Source organism: Nostoc favosum CHAB5714 (genome assembly GCF_020829495.1).
GTDB lineage: Bacteria > Cyanobacteriota > Cyanobacteriia > Cyanobacteriales > Nostocaceae > Nostoc > Nostoc favosum.
On the sequence record NZ_JAIVFQ010000014.1, the window covers coordinates 69,474 to 83,618 of the forward strand.

General features: G+C 42.1%; 10 protein-coding genes. 6 read left to right on the top strand and 4 right to left on the bottom strand.

Features of this window, described 5'->3' with window-relative positions; genetic code table 11:
- The first annotated feature begins 488 nt into the window (after window positions 1-488).
- The 3 genes from LC586_RS12415 (at window position 489) to hetR (ending at window position 5,883) form a co-directional block, all read left to right on the top strand.
- The gene (locus LC586_RS12415; protein ID WP_229484877.1) at window positions 489-2,984 is read left to right on the top strand and encodes an EamA family transporter; all 2,496 of its coding nucleotides are present in this window, start codon (window positions 489-491) and stop codon (window positions 2,982-2,984) included.
- The gene (locus LC586_RS12420) at window positions 2,985-3,152 is read left to right on the top strand and encodes a hypothetical protein (RefSeq protein WP_229484878.1); all 168 of its coding nucleotides are present in this window, start codon (window positions 2,985-2,987) and stop codon (window positions 3,150-3,152) included.
- Between the two features lie 1,831 nt (window positions 3,153-4,983).
- Entirely contained in the window at window positions 4,984-5,883 is a 900-nt protein-coding gene (gene hetR / locus LC586_RS12425) for a heterocyst differentiation master regulator HetR (protein ID WP_229484880.1), read from the top strand.
- 388 nt (window positions 5,884-6,271) lie between these two features.
- Here hetR and LC586_RS12430 read toward each other — a convergent pair whose 3' ends face one another.
- Window positions 6,272-6,961, bottom strand: a complete 690-nt coding sequence (locus LC586_RS12430) for a hypothetical protein (protein WP_229484881.1) — start codon at window positions 6,959-6,961, stop codon at window positions 6,272-6,274.
- A 493-nt stretch (window positions 6,962-7,454) separates the two neighbouring features.
- Between LC586_RS12430 and rpsD the strand changes: the two genes are divergently transcribed.
- Window positions 7,455-8,063, top strand: a complete 609-nt coding sequence (gene rpsD, locus LC586_RS12435; RefSeq protein ID WP_012408407.1) for a 30S ribosomal protein S4 — start codon at window positions 7,455-7,457, stop codon at window positions 8,061-8,063.
- A 386-nt stretch (window positions 8,064-8,449) separates the two neighbouring features.
- Here rpsD and LC586_RS12440 read toward each other — a convergent pair whose 3' ends face one another.
- Window positions 8,450-8,944, bottom strand: coding sequence for a quercetin 2,3-dioxygenase (locus LC586_RS12440; protein ID WP_229484882.1), 495 nt, complete (start codon window positions 8,942-8,944; stop codon window positions 8,450-8,452).
- A gap of 373 nt (window positions 8,945-9,317) precedes the next feature.
- Here LC586_RS12440 and LC586_RS12445 point away from each other — a divergent pair, with 373 nt between their 5' ends.
- The gene (locus tag LC586_RS12445) at window positions 9,318-9,818 is read left to right on the top strand and encodes a hypothetical protein (RefSeq protein WP_229484887.1); all 501 of its coding nucleotides are present in this window, start codon (window positions 9,318-9,320) and stop codon (window positions 9,816-9,818) included.
- A 265-nt stretch (window positions 9,819-10,083) separates the two neighbouring features.
- On the opposite strand, the gene moaA is transcribed toward LC586_RS12445, so the two are convergent.
- On the bottom strand, window positions 10,084-11,070 hold the full coding sequence (gene moaA / locus LC586_RS12450) for a GTP 3',8-cyclase MoaA (protein ID WP_229484888.1): 987 nt from the start codon (window positions 11,068-11,070) through the stop codon (window positions 10,084-10,086).
- Between the two features lie 124 nt (window positions 11,071-11,194).
- The gene (locus tag LC586_RS12455; RefSeq protein WP_229484890.1) at window positions 11,195-12,370 is read right to left on the bottom strand and encodes an RNA-guided endonuclease InsQ/TnpB family protein; all 1,176 of its coding nucleotides are present in this window, start codon (window positions 12,368-12,370) and stop codon (window positions 11,195-11,197) included.
- 269 nt (window positions 12,371-12,639) lie between these two features.
- On the opposite strand from LC586_RS12455, the gene LC586_RS12460 reads away from it, so the two are divergent.
- Window positions 12,640-13,671 carry a hypothetical protein gene (locus LC586_RS12460; RefSeq protein WP_229484892.1) on the top strand — a complete coding sequence of 344 codons (1,032 nt, stop codon included), beginning with the start codon at window positions 12,640-12,642 and terminating at the stop codon, window positions 13,669-13,671.
- Window positions 13,672-14,145: the final 474 nt, after the last annotated feature.

The window sequence follows — 14,145 nt, forward strand, 5'->3', positions numbered from 1 at the left end:
TTGAAGAATTTTCACAGAAAGATACTTTAATCTCCATTTAGAGATATAAACTGTCACACAAGTTACATTTGGCAGGAATTTACAGCTAGTTTCGCAAGTCAGACAATTTTGTGGCCATGTCTGGGGATAAGTCGCTTTGCGCCTACGCCCACGCATCTGCAAGTCTTTAGACAATTACTATTGGAAGCAAAACAATAAATATTTATTTGGAGTGAGATTTTATGAAAAATAAAAATCTCATTGCCAAATAGTTAATGTAAATTAAACTGGCCAAATACTTGTCAATGCTGAAGAGAACACCGTGTAGTCAGCAGTAGAGTAAATTTGATGCTTTGCCAACCTGTGTCTAGTATGACAGAATTACGTTGAAATGCCCAAGTGCTGTTAAAATTTTCAATTTATCTGACAAAATACATGAAATTAGTATGAGCGACAATAAAGTGTACCGGAAGCAGCTTTATCGTCAAGGTGTTAGAGGTTAGAAGCTAATGGGGCGATTCGAGAAGCAACCAGAAAACCCGAGAGTCAGAGGCGAGCTATCCAGAGCAGCAGAAAATGCTCTTTGGGCTGTAGTTGAAGACTTAGAAAATCTTCAGCAGAATGTCCTCAGAGGATTGCAGGAAGACGTAAAGCGGCTTCAGTCAGAAAAAAACCGGTTATCTGATGACATTCAAAGCTTGCTAGAGGAAAAAGAGCATTTACAACAAGTGCGCCAAATTACTGAGCAGCAAGTGTTAATTCGGCAACTGGCAGAAGTTCTGGCAAAGCATATATCTTCACAACTGCAATCCTCTCTGGCAACTTTAGCTAACCAAACCATAGAGGGCAAGTCTTACGATCAAGCTGCGCTTAAGTCGGCTGAAGTAAGCAGCAATGTAGTAGGTGAAATCAATGAAAAAGTCGAACACATGTTTGACAGCTTGGATGACACCGTTACTATTACCTTTAACTCGCTGCAACAGGAGCTGAAGAACTATCAAAGTAATCTTTCCCAACAGTTGTCCCGGATGTACAGCCAGCAGCAGCAAGGGGAAACGATTTTGGCGGAGTTTGTTAATCGCCTGCATGGAGAACTAGAAAAAACTATAGAAGAAGCTTCACGCAAACCAGCAACAGCAGGTACACCTACTGTTTTGCAATTTACCGAGCCAGAGAAAAACAGTTCTTTTGAGACATCCCCGCCACAGGTTGGCGAAGTAGTAAGAAATTCCTCTGAGCCAATTTCCGCGATCCCCAATAAATTTTCACCAAGGGAAACGACATCAGAGCCGCCGATTCTTAGAGAAAACGCCGCAAACCCAGTTTCTGTCCCCAATAAAGACTTATCCCAAAGGGAAACAACATCACAGCCGCCGGTTCTTAGAGAAAACGTCGCTAACATAATTTCTATCGCCAGTAAAGACTCGTCCCAAACGGAAACTAAATCAGAGCCGACTGTTGTTAGAGAAAACGCCGCTAACCCAATTTCTGTCCCCAACAAAGACTTGTCCCAAACGGAAATTAAATCAGAGCCGACTGTTGTTAGAGAAAACGCCGCTAACCCAATTTCTGTCCCTAGCAAAGACTTGTCCCAAACGGAAATTAAATCAGAGCCGACTGTTGTTAGAGAAAACGCCGCCAACCCAATTTCTGTCCCTAGCAAAGACTTGTCCCAAACGGAAACTAAATCAGAGCCGAATGCTGTTGTAGTTCCGCCACTAAAGGAAAGCGCTGCTGAACCAATTTCTGTCCTCAATAAGGACTTACCGGAAAACGAAACGACATCAGAGCCTCCGACTGTATCTGTGCCACAGCCGGAAGCAATACAACCTTCACGAAGGAGAAACGCTGCTGAATCAATTTCTCTCCTCCGCAGGAACGTATCGCAGAGCAAAGCTAAATCCCCGCCTTCTACTGCGCTAGAGCCGCAGCCAGGAGCAAAACCCCCACAATCGCGATCGCGCAATTCCTCTGGTTTATCGTCGCTGCAAATCGGTTTATTGTTGATTGTCTTATCGGCAGTGGTATCGTCGCTTTACAACGTAGCTATCAAGATAATTTTCCACGAAGGTTCCCAGATTTTTGGAGTATTAGAGGTAGAGCGCTTGCTGCCGCCGACTTTGGGCAATACTTTCTTAATTTTGACTCTACGGTTTATGGTAGTAGTACCACTGTTGGTATTGTTATCTCCGATACTACACCCAACCTTGTGGCAAGACTTAGAAAACTTGGCTAACTCAGTTAGAGGAAATCCCACACCGGCTAATGCAGCTACCAAGCAGATTTTGCTGTTGTCAGTTGTCAGTGGCTGCTTTTTGTTTTTGTCTCAGGTTCTCATATACATTGCGATCGCTCAAGTCACAACTGGAATGGCGATCGCACTGTTCTTTATCTATCCGATGGTTAGTGGTTTATTGTCGTGGTTTCTATTTCGGGATCGCCCTACCACATTTCGCATCAGTGCGATCGCTGCGATTTGCTGCGGTGAATTGTTGGTTTTAGGGGGTTCTCCCAACCCAGGTATGGGTAATACTTCAATGGGAAGCAGCGCCGCCATTCTTTCGGGGGTGGCTTTTGCAGCCTATATAATTCTGACGCGGGTTTGTGCTAGCAAACTGCATCCCGTGACTTTTACTTTGATTAACTTCGCCACCATGTTGCTGTTGAGCTTTATCTGCTTGATGCTACCTTTACCAAGCGATTGGAACTTGGTAGTTGACCCCTCTAAGATGCTGGAACTGGTTTTAAGTGCATTTATTTTGGGTGTGTTGACTCTTGCCGGCTATTTGCTGAATAATGTTGGTATTAGTAAACTAGGTGCCTCACGATCAGCGCTGATCGGTGGTACCATCCCAGTTTTAACCGTGATTTTCGCTGGGTTAATCATTCAAGAAAATTTGGATATTGTGCAAATTCTGGGAGTGTTGTTAGTAACCTTTGGCGCGGCTGCTTTCAGCTTTGAAACAATCCGAAATCAGGTTAAACCCTCTAGTCCCAGGAATTAAATGACGAGTTCAATCAGTTTAGGTGTGGTGGGAGGTAAAGTAGCTCCCATCACTCTGGGCACCAATCCTGAAGCAAATACGCCTAGTTGTAACTTCTCTAAATCATCTGTGACAAACAAGATCCCCGGCTTCGTAAAAGTTGCTGGGGATCTCAGCTTTTACGAATAATTTAAGACTGCTGTATAGGTAGAGATAACGCTTAATAGATGAGTGATACCATTTCTTTGTGAGGCTGCGGCAAACCCTTCTAACTTCTTTCTTTCTTTCTTTCTTTCTTTCTTTCTTTCTTTCTTTCTTTGTGTCCTTTGCGTCCTTTGCGGTTCGTTTTTCTTTATTCTTTTTTCTTTTTTGTATTTATATATGGTTTAGCGCATCTTCATACAGAATTGGTATGAGCAGTAATCAGAATAACTTGACTTGTAATATTTTTTTAGGGATTTAGCCTGATACAGGTAGGTAAAACACGTATATATAAGCAGTACGAGTAGTACTGACTCAAGCAATTTAGCACGAGTAGCTGCTCACAGAAGAGATTGGCAAGGAGTTAAAACCATTGCAACACGTTTTGCAACTAGGAGATGAAGAAGTAGCACAAGTGTTTAGAGTAACACGCTTTTTAAGCGTGGTAGACTCAGTAAGTGGGCAAGAATAAATTAAACTATGTTACGCAATGTAAAATTAATTAAGTTGTCTTGTAGTAAGACCTTCAGCCTTTAAAATAAGGCTAGAGGCTTTACTACAAGCCTTTAATTATTCACGCCCACTTAGTTATTGTGTTTGGGGAGATGGTATATTTATTTATGTCAATCTGCACTAGTCAATTTAGTCTGCGATCGCCCAGACGCCTAGAGAAAGAAGCTTATATCGTAGCTTGCTGCGGATTCTCTTCTTTTTATCTACGCAATTCAACATCCGTCAAATATATAAAACAGCGAGGTAAAAATATACTTGAAAGTAGCCAATGAATTAGTTAAATCATGAAAATTTAAAATTCTTTCATGAAAAAAATATCTAAATAACTTAGAAAATCAAATATATTTCATTATATATTTGGCTAATAACTAATTATTTCGCTATTAGTATGATCAAAAAACCTGATAGCTATGCGATTAATTCAGACTGAATTGCAGCTTTCTGTGTAAGATTATCAACACAAAAAGATAATTATGGTTTTGATTTAGGAGGAAAAATCCAAATATCATCAAACCTTGATTTAACAAGAATATAAATTGTTTAAATACGCATTTATAAACTTTAAAAATACATAAATTTATTACAAAATCAAAAAAAAATGATATGATAAGGAACGAGATTTGAAAAAACAACAGGTATTTTTGAAATTGGAATTAATTGCTCTACTTAATGTCTACTATCTTCCGTCAAGCCAACGGCTTATACTGGCGAGACATCACTGGAGGTTGTGAACCAAATGATAGTTCGCAACGAGCCATGTGGCTCAACCTCTGAATGTTTCTACACCTGGTAAGCGATTTCTTTTTAGACCACTCCCAATTATTTCTAGTCATTTGTGTGCTAAAAATAATTCGCTAAAGCTGAATAAAAGCCATCTTTTTCGAGTAACAGATATCCCAGATGAACCACGCAAACTAGTTTTTACTCCGAGTCGGCATAGTGCCATAATTAAGGTGTAAACAGCTTGACGTTGTTGCTCTTGAAAGATAAAAAAATCTCAGAGAACTTAAAGGCTTTATAGATTACTTGCAACACAGTTGACATTTGGGACGGAAACCGTCGTCAAGCTGGACTTGGTGATGTCTGTAATTTTCTGGTCAGATGCTCCAGACAGTTATCGTAACCACAACTAAATCTGCTTTGATACCAGAAAATATACGAAAATGGTAGTTTGGGCTACCACGGATTTCATAGTTATCGCATACTAATATAGTCTGAAGTGAAAACATTGCCTTCAGCCAGGTGTATACTACCTATTTTCAATCCATTAAAAATTGTGTAAACGTGCTATTCAATTGTCTGTAATATGAGTAACGACATAGATCTGATCAAACGTCTTGACCCCAGTGCGATGGATCAGATCATGCTTTATCTGGCTTTTAGTGCCATGCGGACGAGTGGGCACAGGCATGGGGCATTTTTAGACGCAGCCGCAACAGCAGCAAAGTGTGCAATTTACATGACCTATCTGGAGCAGGGGCAAAACCTGCGGATGACAGGGCATTTGCACCACCTGGAGCCGAAACGGGTAAAAATTATTGTAGAAGAAGTCAGACAGGCTCTAACAGAAGGCAAACTATTAAAGATGCTGGGTTCTCAGGAACCCCGATATTTAATTCAATTGCCTTATGTCTGGCTAGAAAAGTATCCTTGGCAACCGGGGCGATCGCGCGTTCCTGGTACTAGTCTGACAAGTGAAGAAAAAAGACAAATTGAGCAAAAACTGCCAAGTAATCTACCTGACGCCCAGTTAGTTAGCTCTTTTGAGTTTCTGGATTTGATTGAGTTTTTGCACAGGCGATCGCAAGAAGACTTGCCACCCGAACACCAAATGCCTTTGAGTGAAGCCTTGGGTGAGCATATCAAGCGCCGTCTACTCTACTCAGGAACGGTAACACGCATTGATTCTCCTTGGGGAATGCCCTTCTACGCTCTTACCCGTCCTTTTTATGCCCCCGCAGACGATCAAGAACGCACTTACATCATGGTAGAAGATACCGCTCGGTATTTCCGCATGATGAAAAATTGGGCAGAACGGCGACGAAATGCCATGCGCTTGCTAGAAGAACTTGATATCCTCCCAGAAAAAATGGAGCAGGCTATGGAAGAATTGGATGAAGTTATCCGTGCCTGGGCAGATAAATATCACCAAGACGGGGGTATTGCAGTGGTTTTACAAACGGTTTTTGGCGAAAGAGAAGACTAGTACCGCAAGGCGTAATTCGTAATTCGTAATTCGTAATTCGTAATTATGATTGCGTAAGGGTTCTAGACATTTCAAATAGGTGGTTTATTTCCGCCGTGCTCTACTAGTAGGGCTACGCAAAATTCAAAAAGCTTATAAAGTAAGCTTTTCACTGATTTTGTCCCTTGCTTAATAATATTTACACTGTAATGCTGTACTAGTAGTACAAAAGTCACAAAATTGCTTGTGACTTTTGTATTGTAAATATTTAGTTTGCATAATTTGCAAGCAGAGGGCAATTATAGCGGATTTTATATAAATATTTTTGCTCCAGTCATAGCAGGGTGGGCATTGTAATGCTCACCCTACTAATTAACCTGTATTCTCAGCCAATTACAAAGGACTGTAATTAATTCGTCGTGCCGGGTTGCGTTGGAACAATCGGTTGAGTTGGAATAACCGGTTGTGTTGGAACAATCGGTTGCGTTGGAACACTCGGTTGCGTTGGAAATGGGGTAGTCTCTAAACTTGGACTTGAACCGGCAGGTATTATAGTTGGCGGTGTAGACGAAGATGAAGCACCGATAACACTATCATCAGCACTAATACAAGTATCTAACGCCTGTGTAGCGGGAAAGTCGATTTGACTACGCAAGCCAACCACACACTGCCCAAAGCGCACGGGTAACAAACTACGTCCACAGTAATCTAGAACTGCCGGATTAGCTTCTTCCTTGGTACTTAAGCTGACCCCAACTACACAGGTAGCTAACTCCTCAGGACGCCGGGCCCTCCCACAAGAAGAAAGCGCATCTGTCGCGGCAATTTGGGTTTCCTTATCAATTTTAACCACGCAAGCAGCCAAATCCCTTGGACGCAGTGCTGCTGCACAACCAAGTGATGCCGCTTCTGCCGTTACACCCACGCTCAAGAGGCGACCTGCACAGACACTATAATCATTGTTGTAGGAAGCAGCGATCGCTGTATTTGGTAAGATCGTTGCCAAGCATCCAGCTATAGCCAAAACTGGTACTGTTAAAATCCTGGAGGTGGAACTGGCTTGTTTGTTCTTACCTCTATTAACCGCTTTATTGCTCATTGACATTGCCATTCTCCAAACACCCAAGGTTATGCTAACTCAAATATCTTAAAAATCCTCTGTAATTAAAGAATTTCGGCGGTAGCAAGCTATAGACATAATTAATTATGCCGGAAATTGTGTTAATATAACTGTTTGAAAGATAAGTAGGCAACGTCAAAAGTATTTCAGAGTTAAGAATACTGCGTAAATCAATCTGATGATTGAGTAGCCTACGAAACTAAATAAACACAAAAAACTTATTGGCAGGAGTACGGCGTGACAGGCCGGAATTCAGGCTTGAAAGCCAGTATGTCGGCTCTACCGACTTAAAGCAACTGGCGTAATTGATGCCTCTACATTGGTAGGATACGTCATACCAAGGTAAGCACCCTCAAGGAACCAAAAATCCTCTGATTTTTAATCAGAGATATGTCAACATAGTATGTCAGCATAGTATGTTTGGCTAAATATGTTTGGCTAAAGTTTAAACAGGATTAGATTAAGGAAACTCATGTCCCGATATAGAGGGCCACGCCTCAGAATTGTACGCCGCTTGGGCGATTTACCAGGATTGACTCGTAAAAGCGCCAGACGGGCTTACCCGCCTGGTCAGCATGGTCAGAACCGTAAGAAGCGCTCTGAGTATGCTATCCGTTTAGAGGAAAAGCAAAAGCTCCGCTTCAACTACGGTTTGACTGAAAAGCAATTGCTGCGCTATGTGCGGAAAGCCAGACGTGTTACTGGTTCTACCGGACAAGTGCTGCTGCAATTGCTAGAAATGCGCTTGGATAATACCGTTTTCCGCTTGGGTATAGCCCCGACTATCCCAGCAGCTCGTCAACTGGTAAATCACGGTCACGTAACTGTTAACGGTCGTGTGGTTAATATTGCCAGCTATCAATGCCGTCCTGGTGAAGTAATTGCCGTCAGGGATCGCGCACAATCACGGAAGTTGGTGGAAGCTAACTTGCAATATCCCGGTTTGGCAAACCTCCCCAGTCATTTGGAGTTTGACAAAAATAAGTTGGTTGGTAAAGTCAACAGCGTTATTGAGCGCGAATGGGTGGCACTACAAGTTAATGAACTACTTGTGGTGGAATACTACTCACGACAAGCGTAATAGTCATTTGTCCTTAGTTATTTGCAAAGGGCAAGTCCCAAAGTGTGAGCAGAAGAAACGAAACCTCTGCTCACACTTTTTAATTGAGAATAATTAGTATGGGGGTCTGTGTTTAAGCATACCCCTTATTTTTCATTTGAGGTCGGCTATATAGTGTAAAGATGTCACTGTAGAACCATCTATTACTTTCACATTCTAATCACAGAATAAATCGTGTGTTGGTACTTTCTCTTGGATATTTTGTACAGAGAAGTTAAATTTTTTTAACAATACTTCTAGCAATATTGACCATGCTTGGCAATATGCACTCGTATCAGTTGAGGAATTTCTACTTCTTGCCCTGCCAAATATCCAATTATTTTCGGTATTGAATCAAAGCCACAATTTCATGGAGAATTATCAGCTTCAGGAAGAACAATTGTAATTCCATATTCAGGAGCAGTTGCTAATATTCGGTCAATGGCTTCTTGAGTTATGGGTAACGGTGGAACTGACGAATTTTCTACTTTAGTTCCGACTTGTGCAAAAAACTTTTCTAGTCCACCTGGAGTAGCCCAAATCAGCATTTTGGCTGGTACAGAACCAATATTTTTAAAACTATGGAGTTGGCCTTTGGGAGAATGCAAAAATGTTCCGGGAGTTGCTACAACTGTTTGTTCATCAAGATAAAACTCAATCGAACCCTCTTGAATATAGAATGCTTCATCTTCTCGACTATGAATATGTGGCGGCGGGCCTAATTGGGGTGCAAGTACTACTTCAAACAGTGCATATTTGCCATCTGTTTGTTCGCTTGTAGCTTTAAAGGTGGCTACATCGCCTGCTACTGAATAACTATCACCTTCGCCTGGTTGCGATAATATTCCATGATTAATTGTCATTTTCAATCATCTCCTGAGTTTTATGACAAACAGATTGCGCCGCTTGCACAAATCAACAAAACACAGCCTAGCCATGATTAAAAGTCGAGTAATTAAGCTCCGATGGGCTTCCTACGATTGTTGGTACGAAAAGTAAGTATGACACTTACCTTTAATGCTAAAAATAATTCAATTTAAAGCGATCGCTCAAATTATTTCTTTATTTTTAATCTTTGCTGACTCAATGGCACTATAATATCTTGGGACAATGGATCGATAACACCATCAGTAGGTAGAGATTTAATAAAAGCTATTACCTCTTTTGTCCAAAGTCCAATTCTAACCGACGTTCGTTGAACTTTGAAGCTCAATTGGTTAGTGGAGCAAACAATTAATGACTTGGAAAACGACATTCCTTTTTATAGTACTGGCAACTTTAGTAGTAATACTTGTGGGTTGGCTAATCTCAATTGGAATATTACCAATTAGTCAAATGATTAACTATAGCGATGCTGGACTGAGATTTATTCGAGTCTGGATCTTGTTAGCGATCGCTATTGGGCTTATTGTTCCTACAATTACGTTTGTTATTTGGTTTAAGTATCCTGAAATTCGCAAAATCTTTGGCTTCTACTTGCTAGTTCTTATTATCCAAATTGTCACTGAACAAATAGTCAGTAGAGTTTGGTTGCCAAGTTTAGTGGTAATTATTGGTACACTTTACACTGCATTTCGAGTTTGGCAACTTTGGCACGAGCAGCAATTCATCAAAAGTACTGATTTCGTCGAGCGAGGGAACTTCAGGATAATTAGTAGTGTCTTGTGGCTGCTGCTTTTGTTTTGGTCAAGTAATTTAATTATGCTACTGACTCTATCGTGGCCAAGTATTTTGTAGTTTTGCAGTAAATTGGAGATTTTTAGCAAGAACCTTTTTCACCAATTTTGAATCAATCCTAGCGACGCCGAATAGCCCGCAGTTCTCTACGAGACGCTGCGCGTAGCAAGATCCCCGAAGTGGTACGACATGGTTCGACTCCGCTCACCAGCCGCTCAGTGACCACCGCAGGCATTGCTCCTCACCCTGTCGAGTTGAGCAAATCTATAATTTGACACCCCATACAGGAAGAGATTTTCAGCCTTTGATTCAATATGACCAATGACTATCCGCCAATTTGCGACATCGTGCGGGTGTATATACCCTTATTACCAGAATCGTGCCCTTTAAAGTTAATTTCTGGCTTGATTGCTAGTAAACTACTCACCTGCTCTTGTAATTGAGCGGTGCTTACACCAGAACGCAAAGCCGTTTTTAAATCTATTTGACCAGTTTCATTTAATAAACAGGGACGCAGCCAGCCATCTGCACTCAGGCGCATCCGGTTACAACGATCGCAAAAACATTCCGACATCTGACTAATAAATCCCAGTGTCCCCTTCGCACCGGGAATTTGAAAAACATCAGCAGGGCCAGCACCACGAACTTGTGATTCTGTCAAGCCCCAGCGATCGCGAATACGTCCTCGTAAATCGGCTGAAGATACCCAACCGCGATCGCCAAACAAATGCACATTACCAATGGGCATAAATTCAATAAATCGAACGTGCCACTGTTTGTCAATTGTCAGGGCAGCTAAATCGAGAACTTCGTGGTCATTAACGCCAGGAATCACCACCACATTCAGCTTCAATGGGTCGAATCCGACCTGATGGGCGGCTTGAATCCCATGCCAAACTTGTTGCCAACGAGAACGACCCTGATTACCGATAATTTGATCAAAAATGTCGGGATCAAGAGAGTCCAGACTAATATTAATTCGTCGCAAACCAGCATTGTAGAGGTTTTGTGCCATCGGAGCCAGCAAAAAACCGTTGGTGGTCATTGAGAGGTCTTGAGTTTGGGGGAGAGTTGCGATCGCGCTTACTAAATCTACCACGCGCGGACGCAACAAGGGTTCACCCCCAGTCAACCGAAACTGCTTAAAGCCTACTGGAATAAATACCTCTTCAATTAAAGTGAGTAGTTCTTTATCAGTCAACATCTGTTGCTTGAGAATATAATCCAGTTCTACTCCCTCTGGCATACAGTATTGACAACGAAAATTGCAGCGATCAATTAAGCTTATGCGGAGGTAGTCTACCTGGTTCATCGTTTTATTTTTATTGTCTCTGATTAATTAAAGACTTTACAAAGGTGGTGTACCCCTTCCTACTATATTTGTTTTGACACTCCCACCCCTTGAAGGGCTGGGATTCTTGGTTCGCCGAGCCGACTTAATCTTTACCTGTTGCCAGATCCAAACAGAGGTCGTTCTCTCCCCAAGCGCTGATCCCGGTGTGCCCCACCGTACTTAAACATGCCGCTAAGATATTCAGCGCGGCATTTTCATCCCGGTCTAATACTGTTCCACAATGAGAGCATTGATGAGTTCTAGTAGACAGAGTTTTTGTCACTACTTTTCCACAGTTAGAGCAATTTTGACTTGTCCATTGGGGAGCTACAGCAATAGTGATCTTGCCGTATACCTTCCCAAAATACTCTAGCCAACATCGGAACAAATACCAGGAAGCATCACTGATACTTTTAGCTAGTTTATGATTTTTTAGCATGTTTCGCACTTGCAAGTTTTCGTAGGCAACCACGTCGTTAGACTGAATTACGCATTTTGCTAACTTCACAGCAAAATCTTTACGCTGCCTACTTACTTTCAAGTGTTTTCTTGCTAGTTTATTTCTGGCTTTTTTGTAGTTGTTGGATTGGAGTTTTCCCTTCTTGAACTTCTTGGATACTCGTCTTTGTAAGCGTTTTAATGCCTTCTCCGACTTTCTTAAGAATCTAGGATTTTCTACCTTGTTTCCATCAGAATCAGTGTAGAAATGATTTAAGCCCACATCCAAGCCAACTATTTTTTTTGTCGGATGTACCTTAATTTGACGGTCTACGGCAATACAAAATTGAGCATAATACCCATCGGCACGTTTGACCAAACGGACACGTTTAATATCCTTAACTGGGTAGAAATACAAGTCACAAGTGCCAACTAATTTAAGCCTCCCAATCTCAAAACCGTCTGTCAGAGTCAAGTACTTTCTGTCTTCTGACAACTTCCATCCTGTGGTTTTATATTCCACAGAATGTCCACGCTTTTTGAATTTTGGGAAACCCTTTTTACCGGGAATCTTCTTCTTGCAATGATCGTAGAACCGAGAAATTGCAGCCCAAGCCCTATCTGCTGATGCTTGTCTTGCCATTGAATTGAGCTTACTTGCCCACTCAAAATTAGCCGCCAACATCTTACAGTAGGCACTTAGGTCATATTTGCCGACCTTTGAGTTATCTAGCCAGTAGCGAATACAAGAGTTACGGACAAACAAAGCAGTTCTGATTGCTTCATCAATCAGATTAAACTGCTGCTGCTTGCCCTTCAACTTGAATTCGTAGACTAGCAAATTCCTACCTTTTACGCTAGGATATCAGCATAACATATTTCAAATGTTTTTGATACAACTAAGCAAGACTGCGCCTAAAGGCGCTTTCGTTTGGTGTCCCCACCCTAAAGGAAGTAAAACCCTGAAATCCCAAAAAGATTTCAAAATTTTGCTGCTGGGCTTTCTGCTCTAATAAATTTTGTAACTCAAAATACCTTACTCCCCCTTAAGTGAGAGTCCATAGATTGTGGCATAATAAGCCGATCGCATCCACTAGTTAGTCATCAATCGTGCAAGACACCGACTCCATCAACAACCTTGCTGCTGCTTTACTACAGCCAGCAGATATCAGCTTTGAACTGCCCGATCCAGAAGATGAACAGATTCTAGAATCAGATTTTCAACAGCAGCTAGAAGTAGCTTGGCAGGTATGCGATCGCTTTGATTTGCAAACTGAAATCTGGCGGGGGCGAATTTTACGGGCTATCCGCGACAGAGAGAAAGTCGGTGGTGACGGACGCGGTACTGGCTTTCTGCTATGGCTAAAAGAGCGAGAAATCAGCAAAAGTCAAGCATACTCCTGGATTCAACTGGCGAATAGTGCCGATACTCTTATCGAAGACGGTAAACTTGATCCCGGAACTGTGAACAACTTCAGCAAACGGGCATTTGTTGAAACCTCCAAAGCAGTCCCAGAAGTGCAACAGATGGTGAGTGAAGCCGCACAAAAAGGCGATCGCATCACTAGGCGCGAAGTGCGTCAACTCAACGATGAATGGACAGCCATGTCCTCAGATTTATTACCCGAAGCAGTTAAAGAAAAAGCCGCAGATAACACCCTTCCCCCACGCTACATCGCCCCACTGGTGAAGGAAATGGAAAAACTGCCAGAATCGCACCAAAAGTTTATCCAGAAGGAAATTGCTGCTAACCCTGATGTGGATACCCTGAAACAGGTAACTAACGAAGCGCGTAACTTGGCCAAATATCTCAAAGGGGCGGCTCAAGTTCAGGCGTTAACGCAGGAAAATGTTGATATTGAAACAGCCTTAGAAGAAGCGCAAAGAGTCGGCTGTTTGAGCATAGCTGCTGATTTGGTGAATCAAGCATCCCAAATTGAACAAACGATCGCTAAATTGTACATGACTTGGAAACGAATCGGTAATTTAGCAGATCGATTATATGTAGATACTGGCGCAAGTACACCCAACTTGCGATCGCTCCTCACTTGCTTGGAACCTCTGGGTGGTGAAATCATGGAATTGCAACTTAGTGATGCGACTGAACACACTATACGTCTGCAAATTCAGGAGACGAGTTAAAACAATTCGCAATTCGCAATGGGCAACTCTTGGAGACGCTAAAAGCGAACGCCCCGCTACGAAGAGAGCAATTCGCAATTATGTTTTGTGACGAAGATTTAGAGGATGTTTGAAAAGTATTTTTGGTAACATCAAAGCCTCCCAAACCTAACCCCCCGAGCAAGCCTTCCCTACAAGGGAATGGGGGTTTCAAAGCCTCTCTCCGTTTCGGGGAGAGGAATGGAAGCGGGGTTCGTAGTATACTTTGCGACTTTTCAAACATCCTCTTAGACCCTGCTATATCAGCGTTCGCATTTGTTATTTCAGCGTTCGCATTTGTTATTTCAGCGTTCGCATTTGTTATTTCGGCGTTCGCATTTGTTATTTCGGCGTTCGCATTTGTTATTTCGGCGTTCGCATTTGTTATTTCGGCGTTCGCATTTGTTATTTCGGCGTTCGCATTTGTTATTTCGGCGTTCGCATTTGTTATTTCGG

Excerpts from the sequence above, each read along its gene's own strand:
- LC586_RS12415 (WP_229484877.1), top strand. The coding sequence starts at position 489 with ATGGGGCGATTCGAGAAGCAACCAGAAAACCCGAGAGTCAGAGGCGAG.
- LC586_RS12420 (WP_229484878.1), top strand. The coding sequence starts at position 2,985 with ATGACGAGTTCAATCAGTTTAGGTGTGGTGGGAGGTAAAGTAGCTCCC.
- hetR (WP_229484880.1), top strand. The coding sequence starts at position 4,984 with ATGAGTAACGACATAGATCTGATCAAACGTCTTGACCCCAGTGCGATG.
- LC586_RS12430 (WP_229484881.1), bottom strand. The coding sequence starts at position 6,961 with ATGAGCAATAAAGCGGTTAATAGAGGTAAGAACAAACAAGCCAGTTCC.
- rpsD (WP_012408407.1), top strand. The coding sequence starts at position 7,455 with ATGTCCCGATATAGAGGGCCACGCCTCAGAATTGTACGCCGCTTGGGC.
- LC586_RS12440 (WP_229484882.1), bottom strand. The coding sequence starts at position 8,944 with ATGACAATTAATCATGGAATATTATCGCAACCAGGCGAAGGTGATAGT.
- LC586_RS12445 (WP_229484887.1), top strand. The coding sequence starts at position 9,318 with ATGACTTGGAAAACGACATTCCTTTTTATAGTACTGGCAACTTTAGTA.
- moaA (WP_229484888.1), bottom strand. The coding sequence starts at position 11,070 with ATGAACCAGGTAGACTACCTCCGCATAAGCTTAATTGATCGCTGCAAT.